Here is a 23,124-nt window from a genome sequence, read left to right on the forward strand (position 1 = left end):
CTTATTGATTTGGTTGTTTAACGATTTTCGGGTTGGCTGCTATAACATCGTCACCGATGCGTGAATAGTAGTTACCCAACAGGAACCTGTTTGAACCTGTTACCGGCGAAGGTTTTGTTTCCTTAAATATCCACTTTCCGTTGTTAACATCACCCGGATTGTAGTATTTATATGGCCACAAGCCGAAAGGCTGTGTACTACGTTTAGTTGCTTTACCAATATTGGCAACCAGGTCAGCAACCGACATTGAGTTACCATCCCAAACGGCATCAGCAATTCTCCAGCGTTTCATATCAAATAAAGTATGGCCTTCAAAAGCAAGTTCAACACGGCGCTCATGAACAATACGGTCAAAATAATTAGCTGCAGTAAGCACCAATGGGGTGGTAAGGCCAGCCCTTAAACGCACCTGGTTAATATAGCCTGAAGCTTCTGCATAATTGCCCAATTCAGCATCTGCTTCGGCGGCATTCAGCAATACTTCGGCATAACGATAACGAATAAAGTTAACATCACTGCCACGGCCACGACGACCAGAACCTACAGTTGGATCAAGGTATTTACGGATATAAAAACCGGTTTGAGTACGGAACTCAGCGCCGTTAACCGGACCATCTTTACCCACTACCTGTACCTTGCCTAAGCCCGGAACATCCTGTGTAATGGTAGCATCACTGCTTGATATAACAGTACCGTTACCTAATTGATAACCTGCATATACCTCGGTACGTTTACCTTTAAATAATCCGTTTGGCAATAGTACGGTACCAGCAAGCCTTGCATCACGACCGGCAAACATATCTAACTGATCGGTATAGTAAATTGGGTTACCTGATCCATCTTTAGTTGCCATTGGGGCATAGGTATTGTCAAGCTTTTCAAACGCCTCAACCAGGTTAAGCGATGGGTTTAACCTTCCGGCATCCAAACCTTCGTCTGAAATTGAGAAAGGCTGATCGTTAGTGGTGAAACCATGTGTTTTACCACCATTGGCTTTGAAATCCTCAACCCAGATTGACTCCGAGCTGCTTTTATCAAGGAACAAGTTGGCAAAGTTATCGCTTAAATCAGGTAATTGTTTGTAAAGCGAATAATTGCCAGCTGTGCCTGATATGATCTCTTTAGCGGCAGCAAGTGCTTTCGTGTAATAGCCGGTAGCAGCGCTTGCAGGGATACCTACCTCGCCACCAGGTAATGATACCTGAGGTGTTGTTGCGCCATATTTAGCTATTGAAGCAGCATATAAAGCGGCCCTTGATTCCATAGCCAATACAGCAGCCGGGGTAGCTCTTGATTTTTCAGAAACGTTAACCGGTAATAAACCTTTTATTGCTTCAGCCTCGCTGATGATAAAGTCATAAACTTCCGACTCTTTTGCACGCGGGATTTGTAAAGCTTCAACGTTGCCCGAAAAATCATAATTAAGCGATTTGGTGATCAGCGGAACACCGCCCATTCTTTTTACCAGTTCAAAATAATACTGGGCACGTAAAAAACGGCCTTCGGCAATAAACTGATTTTTTTGCGCATCGGTTAATTTAGTAGCAGCGGTAGCACGCTCAATAAATAAGTTCAAATCGCGAACATATTTATAATCCCAGGTACCCCATGAGCCAAAATCCCAGCCTGTACGCTGTACTATATAATAGCTTCCGTTTTCTGAAGGGAACGATTCACTGAAATCAGCAAATGATGCCCAGCCATTATCCAGACCAGAAAAATCGTAAACACGGTTATATAAATCAGCAAGAATAGAAAGTACAAGGTTGGGGTCAGAGAATGCAACGTCTGAAGTTACCACCTGCTTGGGGGGTACATCCAAAAAGTCGCTGTCTTTTCTGCATGCTCCTGTAACTAACAGGAGTGCAAATGTTGATATTATGGTTGTTTTTTTCATTTGGTTTAAACTTGAGGGATCAATTAAAAGGTTAAATTAACACCAAAGTTGAGCACCTTGCTCTGTGGGAATTGTAACCCGTTATCATCCGTTGTTTCAGGGTCAACGCCAAATTGTTTCAGGTTATCAAACGAGAACATATTGTAAGCGTTAACATAAAAGCGCGCTCTCTTGATCTTCACTTTTGCAAGCAGCTGAGTAGGTAATGAGTAACCTAACTCCAGTGTACGCACCCTCAGGTATTTTACACTATGTAACCAGAAAGTTGAGTTACGGTCATAATCACTGTTGGTAGTACCCGGGTTAACCCTGTTTGCAGGATATTTACCAGGAATCCATGCGCTGTTGATATCAAACGGATCTGCACGGTGGTACCTGTCTTCAAATATGGTATTCAGGTTACCATTGTTTTGGAATGCCCAACGGGTTTCATAATTCTGGAACCAGGTGTAACCTGCACCGCCTGAAAAGTCAGCATGGAAATCAAAGCCATGGTATGCAGCTCCCAATGTTAAACCAAAGTTGATATTTGGCTGTTTGCCGTAACCATAACCGATAGGACGTGTATCGTAACTATCTATCTTACCGTCACCGTTCCAGTCTTTATACATTAAATCGCCCGGAAGCATTGTCCTGTTACCCTGACCGTCGTTGTTGATCTTATAATTGTTGATCTGTTCGATAGATGAGAACTGACCTATAACCGTGTAACCCCAGTCGATATTGGCATAACGGTTAATTGCCGAGCCAAAATATTGTTCAAGTGAGTTACCGAAATATTCGTTCCTGAATATTGATTTTTGACGCGAGTAAGAAATGTTACCGCCGATGTTATAACTTACTTTTCCAACCTTATCATTCCAGTTCAATGAAAACTCACCACCCGATTGTGAATCACTGCTTGAATTTTCCGGCGGTAAAGAATAACCTACTTCAAGCGGCAATACCAACTTAGATGGCGGGCCGGCCAAACCTGTACGCTTACGATAGAAATAATCAACCACACCACTTAACCTGTTGTTCAGCATGGTGAAGTCCATACCCACATCGGTCATTTTACTTTTTGACCATGATATATTTGTTGTTACCAAACCTTTATCGGTTGAAGTAACGATAGCGTTGCCGTCGATAATCGCGGTGCCCGCGTTGTAATTATAACCCGGCAGGTAAGCATAAGGGGTAACAATTGGGTTAGATGCATTGTTAGGATCGCGGTCATCACCCAATACACCATATGATGCGCGGATTTTTAAATCGTTAAGGATGCTGTTTTCGCCAAGCAGTTTCTTCATGAAACCTTCCTGGGTAATACGCCAACCGATAGATCCACCCGGGAAGTAGCCTACGCGTTTATCGGGTGCAAATAAATAAGACGCATCACGCCTTCCGGAAAACTGGAAGTAATATTTGTTGTCGTAGTTGTAATCAAAACGACCGATATAACCTGTACGGGCTTCCTTATTATCGCTGTCCTGATATTGATCGGCAGTTGGGAAATAAATAAGGGGCAGGTTGTTTGATACCGGTGAAGCGTGGATCCAGTTACGTAAATGCTGCAGTTCTATGCGCTCTGATACAAATGTCGCACCTATGGTGTGTTTACCGAACGTATTGTTGTAGTTAATTTGCCATTGATAAGTTTTAGCAAACTCCTTTCGTTGCTCACGCTCGCGCCATGGGTTTGTACTACCGCCGGTTACATCATAAGTATCTGTTGCCGGGCGGTAAGTATACGCATTGTAAGTATATTCCTGGTTGTTTAACAGGTAATCAGCAATATAGTATGAATACAAGCCTTTTACCATTAAGCCTTTAACACCCGGAACCTGGTATTCGGCCCCAAAGTTGCTTTGCAAAACGCGCCAATCGCCGTGATATAATCCTGATAGCTTTTTATTAAGAAAAGCGTAGTTTGATTCGGTATGGCCAATATCATTCAGGTAGGCCGGATTGTCGTTAGCATAAGGGCGCTCAAGCGGCGTATTCCTTAAAACAGCAAAACGGGCCAGGAAGTAATCGTCACCACCAGGTACACCCGGGTTTTCGCGGGTTTCGATACGGCCGTTAATGTCCATACTAACCTTTAAGCCGTTAGCTACTTTTAATGATATGTTTGACTGGATGTTTGAACGGTTAAAAAGATACTCTTTACCCAATTGAGAATTTTGGTGCAGGTTGGTCGCCGATACATAGTAATTCAATTTATCTGTACCACCGGTAAAGTTGATGTTAGCCGAATTTTGAGGAGCATTGTTATTAGCCTTCAAAACGTAATCGCGCCAGTTAAAGCTTTGGTAACCTTTTTCGGTTCCCGCTTTGTATTTGTCAAGATCGGCCTGGGTAATAGTTGTTGAACCGTTGCTGTTAACCTGCGCATCGGCCAAATAACGCATATAATCGTACGAATTGGTTAATACGTTAGGAAAGCGATAGAAATTCTGAAAACCGGCGTAAGCATCAACGTTGATCCTTGATTCGCCCGAACCTTTTTTGGTAGTAACCACAACAACACCGTTAGCAGCACGTACTCCGTAAATAGCAGCAGATGCATCTTTCAGTACCGCAATACTTTCAACGTCATTTGGGGCAAGGTTATTAAACTGGCCTTCGTCCTGTTGGATCCCATCAATTACAAACAATGGCGACCCCATGTTACGGATCTGGATAGCGGCGCTTGCACCCGGCCTGCCTTCTGACTGCCTGAAGGTTACACCCGGAATTTTACCGGCAAGCGTGGTACTAACGGTTGAACCCGCGTGCACACGATCAATGTCCTTACTGGTTACGCTGGAGATAGCACCCGTGATGGAGGCTTTCTTTTGCGAGCCATAACCGGTAACCACAACCTCCTGTAAGGATGAGTTGGTTTCGCGAAGCCGAACCTTCAATGTTGTTCTGCCTTGCAGGGCAATCTCCTGTGTAACGTAACCGATGTAAGTGAATGTTAATGTACTGTTTGCTGCAGGTACATTAAGTGAAAAGTTACCCTGAGCATCTGTCGTTGTTCCACCTTGCGTGCCTTGCACCCTCACCGCTACACCTGTTAGTACCAGGCCGGTGGTGTCTGTCACGGTTCCTGTAACCTTAATTTTATTTTGTGCTGATGCACTAAACGAAAAAAGGAAACAGGTCATGATGAAAAAAGCGATTAGCATTACTTTTGGGCTCCACTTACTGGGCGGCCACTGCACATGGGGGTTTCCCTCATGCCTGAGTAGTAAAAATTTTCTCATAAATGATCTATTAATTGGTTAAGTTTTGATTTTAAAAATGTACAATTGACATATCTAAAATCATGTTGTAAAGAAAAAGGATTTTGGCCCCGGCGATTAACCAAATCATATCAATACTTAGTCAAAAAGTATCAATTTTCAGGAGGGTAAAAACGCTGCAACAGATTGGCTATATTTGCTTTAAGCTGATTATTTTGAAACCACTATATACATTTCTATTACTTTTTATAGTATCATGCGGCGTTTGTAATGCCCAAACCTACTACTTCAGGCATTACCAGGTTGAACATGGTTTGTCGCATAATACCGTTTACTGCAGCCTGCAGGATAAGCGTGGTTTTTTGTGGTTTGGGACCAAAGATGGGCTCAATCGCTTTGATGGCTATACATTTAAAACATTCAGGCATAACCCTGCCGATAAGAGCACATTATCCAACAACATGGTACATACCCTATGCCTTGATAAGGAGGGAACGCTTTGGATTGGTACAGATGAAGGGCTTGATAAGTATGATCCGCAATCAGAAACATTTGCACATATAAATACAGCTAACATTAATGGCGTACGCAGTATCACCTTTGATGAACACAATAACTGCTGGTTTATAGCAGGCGCATCATTAATAAGGTATGATACCAAAAACACTGAAAAAATTGACTACTGGCCCTGGCAGCACTTTGAGGCAACATCTGTAGTTATTATTAATGGTACCGTATGGGTATCTGCTTCATCGGGCGTTATGGAAAAGCTGGACCAGGCAAGCCGTACTTTTACTGCTTACAGTCTGTTTAAACCAACTGATAAGGTTACCTCAAAGTTTATTGAGAAGATCTATTATGCCGGGAACAACAAAATATTTGTAGCTACCAACAGCCACGGTTTTAAGGAGTTTGATGCCGAAACCGGCGCATATGTTGACCTGCTTAACTACAATCCGGATAAAACAGCAATTTACGTACGCGATTTTTTAAAATACAGCGATAGCGAATACTGGATAGCAACAGAATCGGGCGTGTTCATTTATGATTCGGTAAAAGGGACATTCCTGAATCTTCGAAAGCATTTCAATGATCCTTATTCTATATCAGATAATGCGGTTTATTGCCTTTACAAGGATTCGGAAGGCGGGGTTTGGGTAGGCACTTACTTTGGCGGCCTCAATTATTACCCTAAACAATATTCAACCTTCAACAAATTTTACCCCGATACGGAGCCAAATTCGCTGAAAGGGAATGTGGTGCGCGAAATTAATAAAGATATCTACGGCAACCTGTGGATGGGCACCGAAGATAATGGCCTTAACAAATTAGCACCTGATAAACATACCTGGACCCATTACTCACCCGGCGGGCGCGCCAGCATCTCCAATACCAACATCCACGGCATATTACCTGTAGCCAATGAATTGCTTGTTGGTACATTTGAACGCGGCCTTGATGTTTTGAACATAAAAACCGGCATGGTTGAACGTGTTTTCCTGGCCGGTAGCCGTAATAGCGATCTTAAAAGCAACTTTATAATTTGCTTTTGTAAAACCCGTAACGGTCAAATCTTTATTGGCACAACCCGCGGCATGTACAAATACAATTTAGCAAGTAGGGATTTTACCCTGATAGATAAATTACCGCCTTATGATTTCATTTACGCCATGACCGAAGATCATGACGGTAAAATATGGGTTGGTACCGTGCGCGACGGTATTTACTGTTACAATCCGGCAGGCAATACAAGTACCAAATTAAACTACCGGTACCCGGTTAAAAACGTACTTAACACCACCACGGTAAATGGTGTTTTTGAGGATAGCAACCACAAATTATGGTTTGCCACCGAAGGTTTGGGATTATGGAAATATGACCCGGAAGCTGATCGTTATAAGTTTTATGACAGCAATAAAGGCTTTCCGAGTAATTATATTTTCAGAATGGAAGAAGATAGCCGAAAAAACCTATGGATCAGCACTACCCGCGGCCTGGTTTGTTTTAACCCGGCTACAGAGGCCATAAAAATTTATACCAAGGCAAATGGTTTGTTAAGCGACCAGTTTAATTATAACTCATCTTTTAAAGATGCCGATGGTACCATGTATTTTGGCTGCGTACGCGGCATGGTTAGTTTTAACCCTGCAAGTTTTAAGGAAAATCATTTTGTAGCACCGGTTTATATCACAGGTTTCCAGGTACACAATAAGGAGATTTCGGTTAACGGAGCCGATTCCATCTTAAAACAATCCCTCATCAGCACAAAAAAAATCAACCTTAATTATAACCAGTCGTCATTTAGTATTGATTTTGCTGCATTGAGTTTCCCATCTCCCGAAATGACCCAATATAAATACACGATGAAAGGGCTGGACAAAGGGTGGACCGAACTTAAACACAACCGTAAGGTTTACTTTACGCAGCTTCAGCCCGGTCATTATACTTTTGTGGTAAAAGCGGCAAACAATAACGGCGTCTGGAACCAAAAGGAAACAACGCTTGAAATTAATATAGCACCACCGTTTTGGGAAAGCGTTTGGGCCTACATTGCTTACAGCGTGATATTTTTGCTAACCGGCTATTACCTGCTCAGGAGCTATCACCGTAAAACCCGCGAAAAAAACAAACGCATTATCGAAACCCTTGAAAATGATAAGGAAAAGCAAATCTATAATGCCAAAATTGAATTTTTCACCAATGTAGCCCACGAAATCCGTACACCGTTAACCCTTATTAAAGGGCCGATGGAGAAAGTGATCAGGAAGGCCGAGCATGTTCCGGAGATTCAGAACAACCTGAAAATCATGGAAAAAAACACCAACCGGCTGCTCGACCTTACCAATCAGCTGCTTGATTTTCGAAAAACCGAAACCAATGGTTTTAGTCTCAGTTTTGTTAAAACCGATATCATTGACCTGCTTGCCGACACTTTTTTACGGTTTAAACCGATGGCCGAGCAAAAGAGCCTCAGTTATACCTTCATACACCCGGTTAAAACTGTTTATGCCTATGTGGATATTGAGGCATTCACAAAAATTATAAGTAACCTTATTAATAATGCCATCAAATATAGCAGTGCTGTTGTTGAGGTTGAAATGATTGATCACCCTGCCAATGATCCAACTTTCTCCATTGAAATAAGGAATAACGGGAATTTGATCCCTTACGAAATGCGTGAAAAAATCTTTGAGCCCTTCTTCAGGATGAAAGAATCGGAAAAACAAATTGGTACCGGAATAGGGCTTTCTTTATCACGTTCGCTGGCCGAATTGCATAAGGGTTTATTGGTGTTGAATAAATCTATTAACGATTTTAATATATTTAACCTTACTTTGCCTGTTCACCAGGAAAAAGAATTCGACCTGCATATTACCCCCGATGAATATGAACAGGCAGACCTAAGTAACAGAGAGGAGAATATTGACTTTATGAAACCAGTTATACTTTTAGTGGATGATAATCCCGAAATACTTGATTTTATTTCGGATGATCTGAGCGACAAATATTCGGTTATTAAAGCTCTTAACGGACAAGAAGCGCTGGATATGATAGCCATAGAGAACATCCAGCTTATTATAAGCGATGTCATGATGCCCGGAATAGATGGGTTTGAACTGTGCAAAACCATCAAAACCAATTTCGATTACAGCCATATCCCAATCATACTGCTCACCGCTAAAAATACCCTGCAAAGTAAAATTGAAGGCCTGGAAGTTGGCGCCGATGCTTATATCGAAAAACCGTTTTCGCCCGAGCATTTGCAGGTGCAGATAGCCAATCTGCTCATCAACCGCAATAAAATAAGGGAGCATTTTGCAAGTTCGCCGCTTGCGCATATCAAGTCGATGGCCTACTCAAAACCCGATGAAAGCTTTTTGGATAAGCTGAACGGCGTTATCTACAAAAACATCCAAAATGCCGAGCTTGATGTAGAGCAGATAGCCAACCTCATGAATATGAGTAAACCAACATTGTACCGTAAAGTTAAGGCTATCTCCAACCTTACCATTAACGAGCTTATTAACATCACCCGTCTTAAAGCCGCCGCACAATTACTGGAAGAAGGCGATTATAAAATTTATGAAGTTGCCAACATGGTAGGCTACAGTTCACAATCTCACCTTGGCCGCAATTTCCTGAAACAGTTTGGCACTACGCCAACTGAGTATCAGGCTGCTAAACGGAGTAAGATAAAACAGGTTTAAGACGCAGGTTCGTCTGTGCCATAGTAATAACTGAAGAAAAGATTTTTAAAATCGCCTCTCGAGAACTATCGTGTGGACACCTCTTTAAAGAATTGTCATTTCGATAGAGCAGCGACGGGTTGAGTGATGGAGCGAAAGAGAAATCTTCTACATCAGGCTCTACAACTACAACTGTAAAAGCAGGGAGTAGAAGATTTCTCCTCATCTCTGGCACACAAACCCCACCCTTGATTCGTCGAAATGACATTTTTTTATCAATGATATGATTAAAAAGATGTGTCCACACGATAGTTCTCAAGAGGGGAATCGCACAACACCGCGCTTTTTCCTTAAGTTAACGGCTATGGCGTAGCCGCTTGAACGTGCCCGCGCTCTAAATGATGGTGATTAATTTACTTCCTTGTATGCAATTTAGTCAAAGCAAATTGCCCTATCCTATCGCCTTCATCAACGCCATTAGTGATGGATGGCATATAATGAATACCTCCATAAAACCGGCTGATAGCAGCCTCTTCAGCTGCGGCTTTAAATGATTTAAAGTTACGTGCTGGAATAGAAAACTCCATCTCGGTTGAGTCGATAAACGAAAACTCCTCACCAAATAATTTACCTAATACCGCAGCAGAGGCCGTTGAAACCACACTATGCCCGCTGGTATATTCCGGGAAAGGAGGTGTTTGCAACAATGGCATCCAGCTTTGATCTATATACTGGTTGATATAAGTCTCAGGCCTGATCACTTTGCTCCTGTATTTTTCGTCCCAGCAATTGATAAAACTATCGGCAATAACCACGGCTACACTGGCATAAGCTTCAGCACTCTTCACATAATCGGCCTTCGCTTTGCGGCAAACCAATGCGGTAATATTGATCCAATGTCCTCCCGGTGAAATTTTTTTGGTAGCAAACATGGTATGCCCGTTGATATTTACTTTAAAAGGGTTGTCATCCCAAAAAGTAGCAATGGTAGCTTCATCGTCGGTGAGGTGCTTTCCTGTATCGTATACCTCCATAGCCAGTTTATAAAAATTACTGCCGGGAATATTACTGAAAGTAAATGGGTGGGCCGGTTTAAATTGCTGTGCCGAATCAAGCAAAAACGGACGAATCTCATTCCAGTGTGGTTCAATACCTTTCATATAAGCCGGCGGCGTAGGTTTCCAGCTGGCATCATCGGTTTGCACATCATATTTTGATAGTGAGCGGGTATGCTTATAGTTATCCTTGCTTGCCCACTTAATGATCCTGTCGGCAATAAGCTTGCCGTATTCAATCGAGTTATTGTATACGCTATCGGGCATGCCGGTTTCTTTAAACTCCTGCATCAGCTTCTCATGAAAACCTTCTATCCTCCCCTCGCTCATGATCAGGATTTTGCCAACCGTTAAAATGGCATGGGATGCAGATAGTGTAAAACAATATTTTTTACCGGCGATGGGCTTAGGTACAGAATCCAGCCCCTTCAGTTGTCCTTCAAGCGACTGGTAATGGCTATCGCCATTGCGTGCAGCCTCATATGCCGCCACACTGATATAAGCATAGATTCGACTGGCAACCGGCGGCGAATAAATATCATGCCGCACCACATCGGTAACATCTTTTATCGACCGGTGAATAAATTCAGGGTTCCCGGCAGGCTTTTCCCAGCTTTTTTTTCCGCATGATGAGCAGGTTATGATAACAATAAGGGCAAAATATAATCTCTTCATCATGATGAAACAAAAAGGCTTGATCAGTTTAATTGGCTTACTCCCCAATAAGGGTTCAGATCAAAGCTAACAGTTAATAAATATTTAACTATGAGCCGATAGTAAATAACTAACTTTTGATACAATTTGCAGAATCAGGAATTGTAAAATCCTTTTATTTTACAGTGGCTTATTGCATTATAACCAATAAGTTAAAGCTTAACCAAAGCATAAACCATCAATCAATTATTAACCATATCTGCATGATAAAAAGTTTACCCAAAGCGTTTAAACTATCTACCTTATTGTTATTGTTTTTAGGTGTTGGCTGCTCAAAAAAACCATCGGGACCAACGCTCTTTAAACTGCTTGATGCATCGCAAACCGGTATCGATTTCAAGAATACCATTGCCGAAAGTGACAGCATCAACATCCTCAATCACCCATATTTGTACAATGGAGCCGGCGTTGGCGTCGGCGATTTTAACCATGATGGCCTGCCCGATATTTACTTTGCAGGCAACATGGTTGCCAATAAATTATACATCAATAAAGGCTCTCTTACCTTTAAAGATGTGACCAATGCGGCCGGCGTAGCCGGTAATGGCGACTGGTATGCGGGTGTATCTGTGGTGGATATCAACAACGATGGCTGGCCGGATATTTATGTTTGCTCATCATTCAAAAGCGATCCAAACCATCGTAAAAACCTGTTATACATTAACCAGGGGGCCAATAAAGACGGGATACCGACTTTCAAAGAGTCTGCCGCGGCTTATGGCCTGCAGGATACCGGTTACAGTACACAGGCTGTATTTTTTGATTATGACCATGACGGCGACCTTGACATGTACCTGCTCACCAACTTCCTGGGCAAAGAAACCCCGGTAGCATATCGCCCTAAATTAACCGACGGCAGTGCGCAGAACAATGACCGCCTATATCGTAACAATGGCAATGGCACATTTACCAACGTAACCAAAGAAGCCGGCATTTTGATAGAAGGCTTTGGCAATTCCGTTTCTATTTGTGATGTAAATAACGATGGCTGGCCGGATGTGTATGTTGGCAACGACTTTATATCAAATGACTTGCTGTGGGTAAACAATAAAAACGGAACATTTACTAATCGTGCAGGCGAATATTTTAAACATACAGGCTGGTCGGTAATGGGATCGGACATGGTTGATATCAACAACGACGGCAAGGCCGACCTGGTATCGCTGGAGATGCTTCCAGAAGAGAATGTCCGTAAAAAAACCATGCTGGTAGGCGATAATTACATTACCTATATCAACAATAAAAAATTCAATTACGAGCATCAGTATATTCGCAACGTGCTACAGCTTAACCAAGGCCAAACGCCTGCCGGACACCCTCAGTTTAGTGAAATTGCCTACCAGGCCGGTGTTTATCAAACCGACTGGAGCTGGACACCATTGGTAGCCGATTTTGACAACGATGGCTACCGCGATATGATGATCACCAATGGTTATCCCCGCGATGTAACGGACCTTGACCATGCCTTGTACAGTAACGACCAGGGGCGTACCGTTAAGGAGAACACTACATTGGCTGCGGCCGATTCTTTCCCCGTTGTAAAAACACCAAGCTATGCTTTCAGAAATGCAGGAGGTTATTTGTTTAAAGATCAATCGAAGGATTGGGGTATTGTAAAACCCACTTTTTCAACCGGCGGTGTTTATGCCGATCTGGATAATGACGGCGACCTGGACCTTGTGATCAATAATATTGACGATGATGCTTTCGTTTACGAAAATACTGCCAACAGCAAAACACAAGTAGCTAAAGACCATAATTACCTAACTGTTACCCTCCAGGGCGATAGCAAAAACATTGGCGGATTTGGTGCTACCATCCGCATTTATTACAAAGGCAATCAGCAATTTTATGACCAGCAGCCCTGTCGCGGCTATATGAGTACAGATGATGCCCGCGGACATTTTGGCATCGGCTCATCAACTACTGTCGACTCGTTACGGGTACGCTGGCCCGATGGCAAAACCCAGTTGCTTACTAATGTTAAGGCCAATCAAACACTTGCATTGCAGTACAAAAACGCCTCAGGTTATTTCCCGCCTGATGTTTCCGGTAAAATCCTTCCTGTGTTTCAGGAAGCCAATAATTCAACCGGTATAAAATATGTTCACCAGGAAAAAGATGCCATTGACTATAACATCCAGCCTACCCTACCGCATAAGCTAAGCCAGTACGGGCCTGCTATTGCTGTTGGCGATGTAGACGGCAATGGCTATGATGACCTTTTTGTAGGAGGAGCTTCGGGTAATAAAGGCGTATTTTTTATGCAGGATGCCACCGGCCATTTCACTTTGGACAACAACCGTTTCCTGGCCGAAGAAATTAAAGACGAGGAAGACATGGGCGCCCTGCTTTTTGATGCCAACGGCGATGGCTTCCCGGATCTGTACATAGCAAGTGGCAGCTACGAATTTCAGAAAGGACATACCACCGCGCAGGACAGGCTTTACATCAATGATAAAAAGGGCCACTTTACCCGCGATATTGCAGCTGTGCCCGTGGAATATGATAACGGTTCATGCGTGCGCGCTGCTGATTTTGACGGAGATGGAGACCTTGACCTTTTTGTGGGTTCAAGATCAGTTTCGGGTGCTTATCCTTCATCGCCGGTTAGTCATTTACTCATGAACGATGGTGGTAAATTTACTGATGTTACCAGCCAGCTTTGCCCCGACCTGATTCATGGCGGCATGATCACCGACGCGTTATGGTCGGATTTTGATAAAGATGGTAAAACTGATTTGGTAGTAGTAGGCGAATGGATGCCGGTTACCTTCTACAAAAACAACGGCCATGGTTTCAGTAAAATCAAATCGGGCATCGATGACCATATAGGCTGGTGGAATAGTATCGTTGCCGGCGATTTTAACAACGATGGCAATATCGATTATGTAGCCGGTAACCTCGGTCAAAACTCCAACTACAAAGCATCCTTTGAGCAGCCCATGACCATTATGGGTAAAGACCTTGATGGTAACGGCTCATTCGACTCCATGATATTTTGCTACATGAAGGATGAGGACGGCTCCCAAAAACCCTTCCCGATGCATACCCGCGATGACCTGATCAGCCAGTTGATCTCTATCCGCAAAAAGTATCCAAGCTATCGTGGCTTTGGACACGCTACCATGAACGACTTATGGGCTGAAAAAGATAAAGAAGGTGCTGTTATCCTGAAAGCAACCGATATGAATACCAGCCTTATCACCGGCAAAGGCACTGGTACTTTTAGTATCAGTGCACTACCGCAGGATGCCCAGATGGCGCCGGTTTACGGGATGATAACCAAAGACGTTGACCATGACGGTAACCTTGACCTGGTAATGGTAGGCAACGATTTTGGTATGGAACCGTTTACCGGCAGGCATGACGCTTTTATGGGTTTATATATGAAAGGAAACGGCAAAGGTGGTTTTGCCGGTTTATCGATAGCCAACAGCGGTATTTATGTTGCGGGCGATGGAAAAGCTTTGGCAAATATCCAATCGGCCAAAGGCGATTTGTTGGTAGCAACCCAAAATCAGGATAGTGTTAAAGTGTTCCGCAATGCCGGCGCAGCTCCGGGCAAGCGTTATATCAAGCTTAAACCTGATGATTTTTATGCTGATATTACGCTTAAAAACGGCGGCAAAAAGCATGTTGAGTTTTATTACGGATCAACTTATTTGTCGCAATCATCACGTGTGTTAGAGTTAGATGCCAATGCAGGCGATGTGACGATAACCAGTTATAACGGCAGGAAAAGGAAGGGATAAATATTCTTTTTTAAGACTTACGAAGTTTTAAAAACTTCGTAAGTCTGGATTCTGCAACTTGTTTTATAGTATTTCCGCCGCCGTTCGGCTCCAGCCGAGTGGCAGCTATTTCCAGGCCTCTGGCCTGCTATTCCGGATTCAGCGGCCAGAGGCCGCTTGATAGTTACCACTCGGCTGGAGCCGAGTAGTGGCATAGGGGTTAAACAAAAACGCCCGGGCAAATGCCCAGGCGTTTTTCATAATATCAAAACCAATATTACGGTTTCGTTTTGCTCATTGCAGAAATACCTGCATCAATATACTGACCACCCTGAATCTGATTACAATGGATAGCAATCACGTTTTTACCGTTAAGGCTTATAGCCTCTTTGCTTTCCTTAGTCATCTGAATGATAGCATAGCCTGATGTATAACCTTCTTTTACGGCAGCCTTAACACCATTAATGTAAACTTCGCAGGCATCATCATGATGTAATGACAGTACCAGGTCGTTTTTATTTACGCCAGATGCATTGAGTGTGAACTCCTGCCTCATCCAGATATCCTTACCGTCCCATACGGTTTTTACCACTGCTCCCGGAGTATTGGCAGTACCAAAACCTGCTTCGCCCGATTTCCATGCGTTGTCGTCAAACTTTTCGTCAAACCAGCCATCAGCAGGTTTATCAAAAGTATATTTCCAGGTACGCGCTTTATCTTTTGATGATGGCAACACTTCGCGGATATACTCTTCATCGTGAATGATCTTATCATTTGAAGCCTTAATAGTTGCAACCGGGCCTTTCACAATTTCCCTGTCGTAAGTAAGCAAGCCGTTCAGCTCAACTTCCACATCGGTAGTTTCGGTGTATACCGCAGCGCTTAAGCCTTCGTTGGTTTTGTAGATCACAAGATCGTTGGCAAATTCATCATACAGGTTGGTATAAGCTTTTTGATTATCCATCATGATGTACGTCGGGCCGGTTTTCCAAACGTGACCGGGAATAATGTAACCTATCCCGCCATATTCGCCGCAGGCCAATACCTGTGTTTTGCTCGAAGGGGCTGCAGGCGGCGGATAGCTGTGGATATCCAGAAAATCGCCCACGCCAAAATGATTGCCACCACTGGCCTGGTTGATTAAGCGCGAATTATCCAGTTTGCGTACCAGGTTAACTAACCCCGGTGTATTATGCTGGCCTTGTGCCTCGTTAAATACTACCCACGTTACAATTGAAGGTGAGTTCCAGTGGGTTTTAACCATACGGGTAAGTTCTGAAGCATAGGCAGTTGTATCTACCGGAGGCGTATGCTCGGTATATGAATTAGCCGAAGGCATGTCCTGCCAAATCATCAGGCCCAGTTTATCGGCCCAGTAGTACCAGCGGTATGGCTCAACCTTAATGTGCTTGCGCACCATATTGTAACCAAAGTTTTTGATCATTTGCAGATCATTCTTGATAGCGGCATCTGTTGGAGCCGTGTAGATCCCATCCGGCCAAAAACCCTGGTCAAGCGGACCAATCTGGAACAGAAATTTATTATTCAGGAACAGTTTTTTATAACCATCCTGCTCTCCTATCGAAATCTTGCGCATGCCCGCATAGCTGCTAACTGCGTCAACCTTTTTACCGCCTTTTTCAAGTGTAATGTCCAGGTCATACAGAAACGGTGAATCCGGCGACCATAATTTGGCATTAGGAACAGGTACGGTAAACTCGGCATTAGGCTTGCCCGAAGCAGTACTTACAACCTTGCTACCGTCTTTTACTTTTACGTTAACCGTGTAACCAGCAGCAGTCGCAGCATCTACATTTAGCTTTATTACCGATTGATCAATATCCGGCGTGATCCTGATATCGCTGATATTTACAGCAGGAACCGGCTCTAACCAAACAGTTTGCCAGATACCTGTAGTTGAAGTATACATAATTCCCTGTGGGTGCAGTGTTTGTTTGCCACGCGGAAAACCGCCATCGTCCGTCGGGTCATAAACACGCACGGTGATCTCTTGTTCACCTGCACCTTTAATAGCTGATGTAATATCATAGCTGAACGGATCATAGCCACCTGTATGTTTACCAAAGCTTTTGCCGTTAACAAACACTTCGCTTTCATAATCAACCGCACCAAAATGCAGCAAGACATGCTCACCCTTCCACGAAGCAGGGACTGTAAATTTACGGCGGTACCAGATCCTGTCGTGTTGTTCCATTACGCCCGACAAGGCCGATTCAACCGGGAAAGGCACAAGGATAGTTTTAGATAACTTGCCTTTTGGCAGTGCCTCACCGGCGGTTCCGGGCTGATACTGCCACAGGCCGTTTAGGTTCAGCCATTTTTCGCGCGCCAGCTGCGGACGGGGATACTCAGGCAACACATTTTTCGGGTCGACATCTTTTGCAAAGCGCGTCATTAAAACGGCTTTTTTGGGCTGCCATTCCTGCGCATGTGCAAAGTATGGAAGCGCGGCAGCAGCAATGATAATAAACTTTTTAATGTTCATAATTGTAGGTTATAAAGCCGGTCAAACAGTTCCGACAAACCGTTTAAACCGGCCGTACAGGCTTTTGAATTAATTATTTCGCACTAAAAGTATAGGATAAATTGAACCAATTTTAACGTTTGGTTACGTTTGATTGGTTTTGAAGAAAAGTTGATACGATTTGTTGCAGGTAACAGTCCGGAAAACAAGAAGCAGGAAAGGATAATCCTTTCCTGCTTCTTATTTTATAATATTTCTTATTGCAGAGCCGCATAATTTCGTCTCCCATCAGGGCAAACGCACTTCCCTGATTGATCTGTATACCGGAGACGAAATTATGCGCGCCTCTACAATAAAATCACTTTGCCGGTTTCACACCCTCGCTGGTCATGATTACCCGCTTGATACTGCCGTCTTTATTATAATATAAATAATCGATGCAAACCGAACGGTGAAAACTACCCGCATCCGGTACAAGCGCGCCGTTATGATATATAAAATACCATTTGCCTTTAAACTCAATGATAGCCTGGTGATTGGTGTTCGAATTTCCTGCTATTTCATTAATGATCCCCTTATATTCCCACGGACCATTGATACTTCTGCTCATAGCGTAGGCTATTTTTTCAGGAAATTCATAGGCATATGAAAGGTAGTACCAGCCATTACGCTCATGGATCCATGGTGCTTCGGTATAATGGGGCAGGGTGATGGTTTTAATCTCGCCGTCAAGTTCGGTCATGTTGCTTTTCAATTTAGCGTAATAGCAAATGCCATTGCCCCAAAACAGGTAGGCCTGTCCGTCTTTATCAATCATAACCGTCGGGTCAATGTCATCCCAGGAATGTTTTACAGCTTTGGTCATGTCATTGGTAACCAAAGCGCTGCCCCGGGCATCTTTAAACGGCCCCAGCGGACTATCAGACACCGCTACCCCTATAGCTTTACCATGAATAGTACCATGCTCAACAGCCACATACCAGTAAAACTTGCCATTCCGTTCAATCACCTGCGATGCCCATGCATCATCTTTAGCCCATTTAAACTCCTTAACATTCATAGGCGAAGGATGCTCTGTCCAGTTCACCATATCGGTTGTAGTAAAGCATGTCCAGTCGTGCATGGTATAACCGTTATGACCGGGAGCGGCTTCATCATGACCTGTGTACAGATAAACTTTATCCTTATAAACCATAGCCGCCGGATCGGCGGTGTACTTGTGCCTGATGATGGGGTTACCATCGGCGTGGAAAGTGGTATCGCGGGGAGTAGCTTTAACTGAGGCTAAACTGCCGACAGTTATGGCTAACACGATTATTTTTTTCGATATTCTCATAATGTCCTTTGTTCAAGCGTCCACGCTTGAATAATATAAAATGTGAGCGTCTACGCTCACGTTATTAGTTATTTCAGGTGCGTAAGCGTGGACGCTTAAACCTGTGAAATAAAAACCATGTCATTGCGAGCGATAGCGTGGCAACCGCACATATGCAAATCCGCTCTGTAAAGCATGCGATTGCTTCGTCGTTCCTCCTCGCAATGACATTTTTTAAGCCACTTACTTCGCTACCACCGGCCATCCATCAACCCAATCCAGTTTCTCAACTCGCAATTTTGAAATCCCCCTATCCGCCGCATCATAGCCATGGAAGATGATATAATCAATCCCCTCAAAAGTACTTACCCCGTTATGGCCAACACCGTACCAGTTAGCATCACCGGCCAGCAGGATACTGCCGCCGCCTTTGTTCATGGCAATGCCGTCTTTATCCAGATAAGGCCCTTTCAATTTTTCCGAGCGGCCGATGATCATTTTATAAGTACTTTTTGGCCCCTTGCAGCAATAATCTATCGAGGCAAACAGGTAAAAATATTTATCGTGTTTAAAAATAAACGGCGCTTCAATAGCATTACCGCCCGCATCAACCGGGTTACCATCAACAGCAGGAAGATTTTCAGAACTGACTTTTCTACGGGTAGCAATGGTTGGGATCTTATCAAAATCCTCTCCAACGCTTAGCCTGTCTTTATTCAGCTTCACCAATTTCAGGCCATCCCAAAACGATCCGAAAACCAAATAAGGCGTACCATCTTTATCCGTAATTAAATTAGGGTCGATAGCATTCCAGTTGGTTTTGCCGGGGATAGATTGGATTACTTTACCATGATCAATCCATTTATATGCCGGATCATCGGTATGCAGCGTTGTATTAGTTGCCACACCAATGGCCGAAGTATTTTTGCCAAAGGCCGATACCGAGTAAAACAGGTAGTAAGTGCCTTTATAAAACGAAATATCCGGTGCCCAGATGTGTCCTTTAAAACCGGGGATAGCGTCAACTGCCCATTGAGGAGGTGCAGCAAATACCGGTTTCTCGACCTTCCAGTGCACCCTATCGTTCGACGACCACATGGCTATGCCATTACCCGTACAGAAAATGTAGTACGTACTATCCTGCCGGGTCATTACCGGGTCGTGCACCGATATATCAGTCCTTAGTTCCTGGGCATTACTCATAATGCCCGGGAACAATAAGGATATGATCAGTAGGAGCTTTTTCAACGGTTATTTGTTTTTAAGCCTTACTATTTTGAATGAGTATGGCTCAACAGCCAGCTTCAGGGTATTACCGGAGATATCAACCGTGCTTTCAACCGGGCTAACCGCTGTAGGCGCGGTCAGTGAATTTTCGGCATCCTTGTTATCAGCCTTTAGCGTTGTAACTTTAGCCTCTTTTTGATAGCCTTTTGAGCCGGTAATTTTAAAGCTTACATTTTGTGCCGATGTGCTGGTATTCACAAACTTGATCACCAATTCGTTGGTGTTCTTGTCCAAACTGGCCGTAGCATAGCTATCATTTTGCCCGGCTACGGCTTCATTGTTCAATGTAAGCGGTACTACATCAGTGCCTTTATTGATAGAGAACAATTGTTGTACATAATAATTTGGCGTGGCATAGCTTTTCAGGTTATCAAACCAGATGAGGTTTGGTGTCCATTGCCAACCTTCCACATGAGCAAAAAGCGGGGCGTACGAAGCCATGTTCACCACATCAGCATTACGCTCTAAACCGGTCATGAAGGCCGCTTCAGATAATGCGCACTCCCAATTGTTTTTATTATCAGGATTTACTGTTGATACACTTTGCGCTGCATACTCACCGGCGAAAATTTTAGGACCTTTACGATCATAGTTGTCATAGCGGCGGGCATTATCCCTAAACCATTTTGCAGGCGCATAATAATGCTCATCCAAAATATCGGCACCTAAACTGCGGAACGTTTTATTTAACAGGTCAAATTCCTTACCATCGGGCGATGGGCCTAAGGCCGATACGATCTTGATGTTCGGGTATTTTGTTTTGATTGCCTTGGTGAAAATTTTCCAGCGATCGATGTATTGCGGGCCCCATTGCTCATTGCCCACACCTATCATTTTTAAATTAAACGGTGCCGGGTGACCAAGGTCGGTACGCAGCTTACCCCATTTGGTGCTTACATCGCCGTTGGCAAACTCAATCAGGTCGAGCGCATCCTGCACATAAGGATCAAGTTTATCCAAAGGCACCAGCTCGCCGGTGTTGAATTCGCAGGCCATACCGCAATTCAGGATAGGCAGCGGTGAAGCACCAATATCCTCGGCTGTCATGAAATATTCCATAAAACCCAGACCGAAAGTTTGGTAATAATCGGGTGCCGGGCGATGCTTAAATTCGGTATTCCAACGATTGATGATATTTTCGCGTTTATCAACAGGACCTATGGTTTTTTTCCATTGATAACGGTTGTTCAATTCACGGCCCTCAACAATACATCCACCCGGAAAACGCAGAAAACCTGGTTTAAGATCAGCCAGTCGCTGTACCAGGTCGGCACGCAAACCACCCGGACGGTTTTTCCAGGTATGCTCAGGAAACAGGGAGATCATATCCAGATCAATGACGCCCTTGCCGCTCATCCAAACATATAATTTTGCTTTCGGCGTTGTTGCGTCCGATTTAAATTTTACGCTGTAACGGTTCCATTCTTTATCAGTTGGCGTAAGTTCGGCTTTACCTATGATAGCGTCATTATCACCACGCAGCTCAATGTTCAGCTTTACGTTTGTATCGCCTTCCTGTTTAGCTATCACCGAAAAGCTGTATTCCTCACCTTCCTTAACGCCCATTCCCCCGCGGAAACCCTCATTCGAGAATCCGTAGAAACCGGCATCGGTTGTGATATAGCTCTTTATAAAATGCGCATTCTCCGGCCGTTCAACAGCACGGTTTATTACTTCTGTTCTGCCATCGCCTCCATCCTTTTTTTGCTCCTTCCATCCCATCAAGGGCATATTGAACTCAAACGAACGGTTTTTTACCAACTCGGCATATACACCGCCATCGGCCGCAAGGTTAATATCCTCAAAAAATATCCCATACATGGTAGGCTGAATATGGGCTTTTACCTTATCAGCAGCTATGGTATATTGCGTTTGTGCATGGGCCATGGTAAAGGCACCGGCCGCACATAACGTTAAAAAAGTCCTTTTTAACATGCTTTACTTATTTGGAGAATTTGTAAATGGTAACCGTATGGTAGGTTTGCCCTGGCTTTAACACGGTTGAAGCAAACGCCGGTTGATTTGGCGCATCAGGAAAATGCTGTGTTTCCAAACAAAAGGCCGAACGATGTGGATAAGCTTTGCCGCCTTTTCCATCTTTAGTTTCGCCGGTTAAAAAGTTGCCTGAATAAAATTGCAGTCCGGGCTCTTCAGTGAATACCTCTAAAGTGATACCTGTTACAGTACTTTTTACGGTAGCAACAGGAGTAGTAAGGTCATGCTTGTTTAAAACAAAGTTATGGTCGTAACCTTTACCATTTTTCAATTGCTCGTCGGCCACATCAATGTCTTTACCAATGGTTTTTGATGTGGTAAAATCAAACGGGGTACCTTTAACAGGCTGCAGTTTGCCGGTTGGGATAAGCGTGGTATCCACAGGCAAAAAAGCATCGGCATTTATTTGTAATACGTTATCGGTAATGGTAGGATTACCGGCGCCATTCAGGTTAAAGTATGCGTGATTGGTTAAGTTAACGATAGTGGTTTTATCGGTAGTAGCTTTGTATTCTATTTTAAGCGCGTTATCATCGCCCAGGGTATAAACCACTGTTGCAGTTAAATTACCCGGGTAGCCACCTTCGCCATCTTTTGAAACATAAGTAAGTTCCAGTTGTGATGCGCTCAGTTGCTTAGCTGCGAACACCTTACCGTAAAAGCCGTTAAAGCCACCGTGCAGGGTGTTTACGCCATCATTGATATCCAGTTGGTAAGCCTTGCCATCCAGCGTAAATTTACCTTTGGCAATACGGTTACCGTAACGGCCAATGATAGCACCAAAATATGGCTCTTTAGGTTTCTGATAGCTTTTCAATGAGTCGTAACCTAAAATAACATCGGTAGCTTTGCCATCTTTATCGGGTACCAATAAGCTTACCAGCCTGCCACCGTAATTGGTAACGGCTACAGTAGCGCCACTGTTGTTTTTCAGGGTGAAAAGCTTTGCTTTTTGCCCTTGTACATCGGCCTCAAAATTTGCCGAATCGGGTATAGACTGGGTTGTTACCGAAGTTGAATCTTTCACGGTTGAATCAGTTTTTTTAGGATTACCGTTACAAGCCGCAAAAAGCGCTGCCGAACAGCTTAACATCATTAATAAATTCTTGTTATTTTTCATAATTTGAGGTTGTTAGCTCGCCTTTTTAAAGCATTGGCTGTTTAACTATTATAATTTTAGGAACAAATAAATTGGCTTAACTGACGGTTAGGATCAGTGAGACCAATGTATAAAAATTAATTT

10 protein-coding genes are annotated in these 23,124 nt (G+C 43.6%); 2 read left to right on the forward strand and 8 right to left on the reverse strand.

The window, feature by feature from the left end; translation table 11 throughout:
• Position 1: 1 nt before the first annotated feature.
• Both ACEN9X_RS06470 and ACEN9X_RS06475 read right to left on the reverse strand, forming a co-directional pair.
• Positions 2-1,897, reverse strand: coding sequence for a RagB/SusD family nutrient uptake outer membrane protein (locus ACEN9X_RS06470; protein ID WP_413669619.1), 1,896 nt, complete (start codon positions 1,895-1,897; stop codon positions 2-4).
• Positions 1,898-1,920: 23 nt separating this feature from the next.
• A complete protein-coding gene (locus ACEN9X_RS06475; protein ID WP_413669620.1) occupies positions 1,921-5,031 on the reverse strand; it encodes a SusC/RagA family TonB-linked outer membrane protein in 3,111 nt (1,036 codons plus the stop codon).
• A gap of 293 nt (positions 5,032-5,324) precedes the next feature.
• On the opposite strand from ACEN9X_RS06475, the gene ACEN9X_RS06480 reads away from it, so the two are divergent.
• Entirely contained in the window at positions 5,325-9,317 is a 3,993-nt protein-coding gene (locus tag ACEN9X_RS06480) for a two-component regulator propeller domain-containing protein (RefSeq protein ID WP_413669621.1), read from the forward strand.
• Between the two features lie 392 nt (positions 9,318-9,709).
• Here ACEN9X_RS06480 and ACEN9X_RS06485 read toward each other — a convergent pair whose 3' ends face one another.
• Entirely contained in the window at positions 9,710-11,029 is a 1,320-nt protein-coding gene (locus ACEN9X_RS06485; protein ID WP_413669622.1) for a vanadium-dependent haloperoxidase, read from the reverse strand.
• Positions 11,030-11,268: 239 nt separating this feature from the next.
• Here ACEN9X_RS06485 and ACEN9X_RS06490 point away from each other — a divergent pair, with 239 nt between their 5' ends.
• Entirely contained in the window at positions 11,269-14,820 is a 3,552-nt protein-coding gene (locus ACEN9X_RS06490) for a VCBS repeat-containing protein (RefSeq protein ID WP_413669623.1), read from the forward strand.
• Positions 14,821-15,076: 256 nt separating this feature from the next.
• Here the strand turns inward: ACEN9X_RS06490 and ACEN9X_RS06495 are convergent, their stop codons facing one another.
• The 5 genes from ACEN9X_RS06495 to ACEN9X_RS06515 all read right to left on the reverse strand — a co-directional run bounded on the left by ACEN9X_RS06495 (position 15,077) and on the right by ACEN9X_RS06515 (position 23,001).
• The gene (locus ACEN9X_RS06495; protein WP_413669624.1) at positions 15,077-17,305 is read right to left on the reverse strand and encodes a glycoside hydrolase family 2 protein; all 2,229 of its coding nucleotides are present in this window, start codon (positions 17,303-17,305) and stop codon (positions 15,077-15,079) included.
• 337 nt (positions 17,306-17,642) lie between these two features.
• The gene (locus ACEN9X_RS06500) at positions 17,643-18,620 is read right to left on the reverse strand and encodes a glycoside hydrolase family 43 protein (protein ID WP_413669625.1); all 978 of its coding nucleotides are present in this window, start codon (positions 18,618-18,620) and stop codon (positions 17,643-17,645) included.
• Positions 18,621-18,842: 222 nt separating this feature from the next.
• Positions 18,843-19,847 (reverse strand): family 43 glycosylhydrolase, encoded by a 1,005-nt coding sequence (locus ACEN9X_RS06505; protein ID WP_413669626.1) that lies wholly within the window; start codon positions 19,845-19,847, stop codon positions 18,843-18,845.
• Positions 19,848-19,850: 3 nt separating this feature from the next.
• Positions 19,851-21,821 carry an alpha-L-arabinofuranosidase C-terminal domain-containing protein gene (locus ACEN9X_RS06510; protein WP_413669627.1) on the reverse strand — a complete coding sequence of 657 codons (1,971 nt, stop codon included), beginning with the start codon at positions 21,819-21,821 and terminating at the stop codon, positions 19,851-19,853.
• Positions 21,822-21,828: 7 nt separating this feature from the next.
• Positions 21,829-23,001 carry an aldose epimerase family protein gene (locus tag ACEN9X_RS06515; RefSeq protein ID WP_413669628.1) on the reverse strand — a complete coding sequence of 391 codons (1,173 nt, stop codon included), beginning with the start codon at positions 22,999-23,001 and terminating at the stop codon, positions 21,829-21,831.
• Between the last annotated feature and the right edge of the window lie 123 nt (positions 23,002-23,124).

Source organism: Mucilaginibacter sp. Mucisp86 (assembly GCF_047324315.1).
GTDB lineage: Bacteria > Bacteroidota > Bacteroidia > Sphingobacteriales > Sphingobacteriaceae > Mucilaginibacter.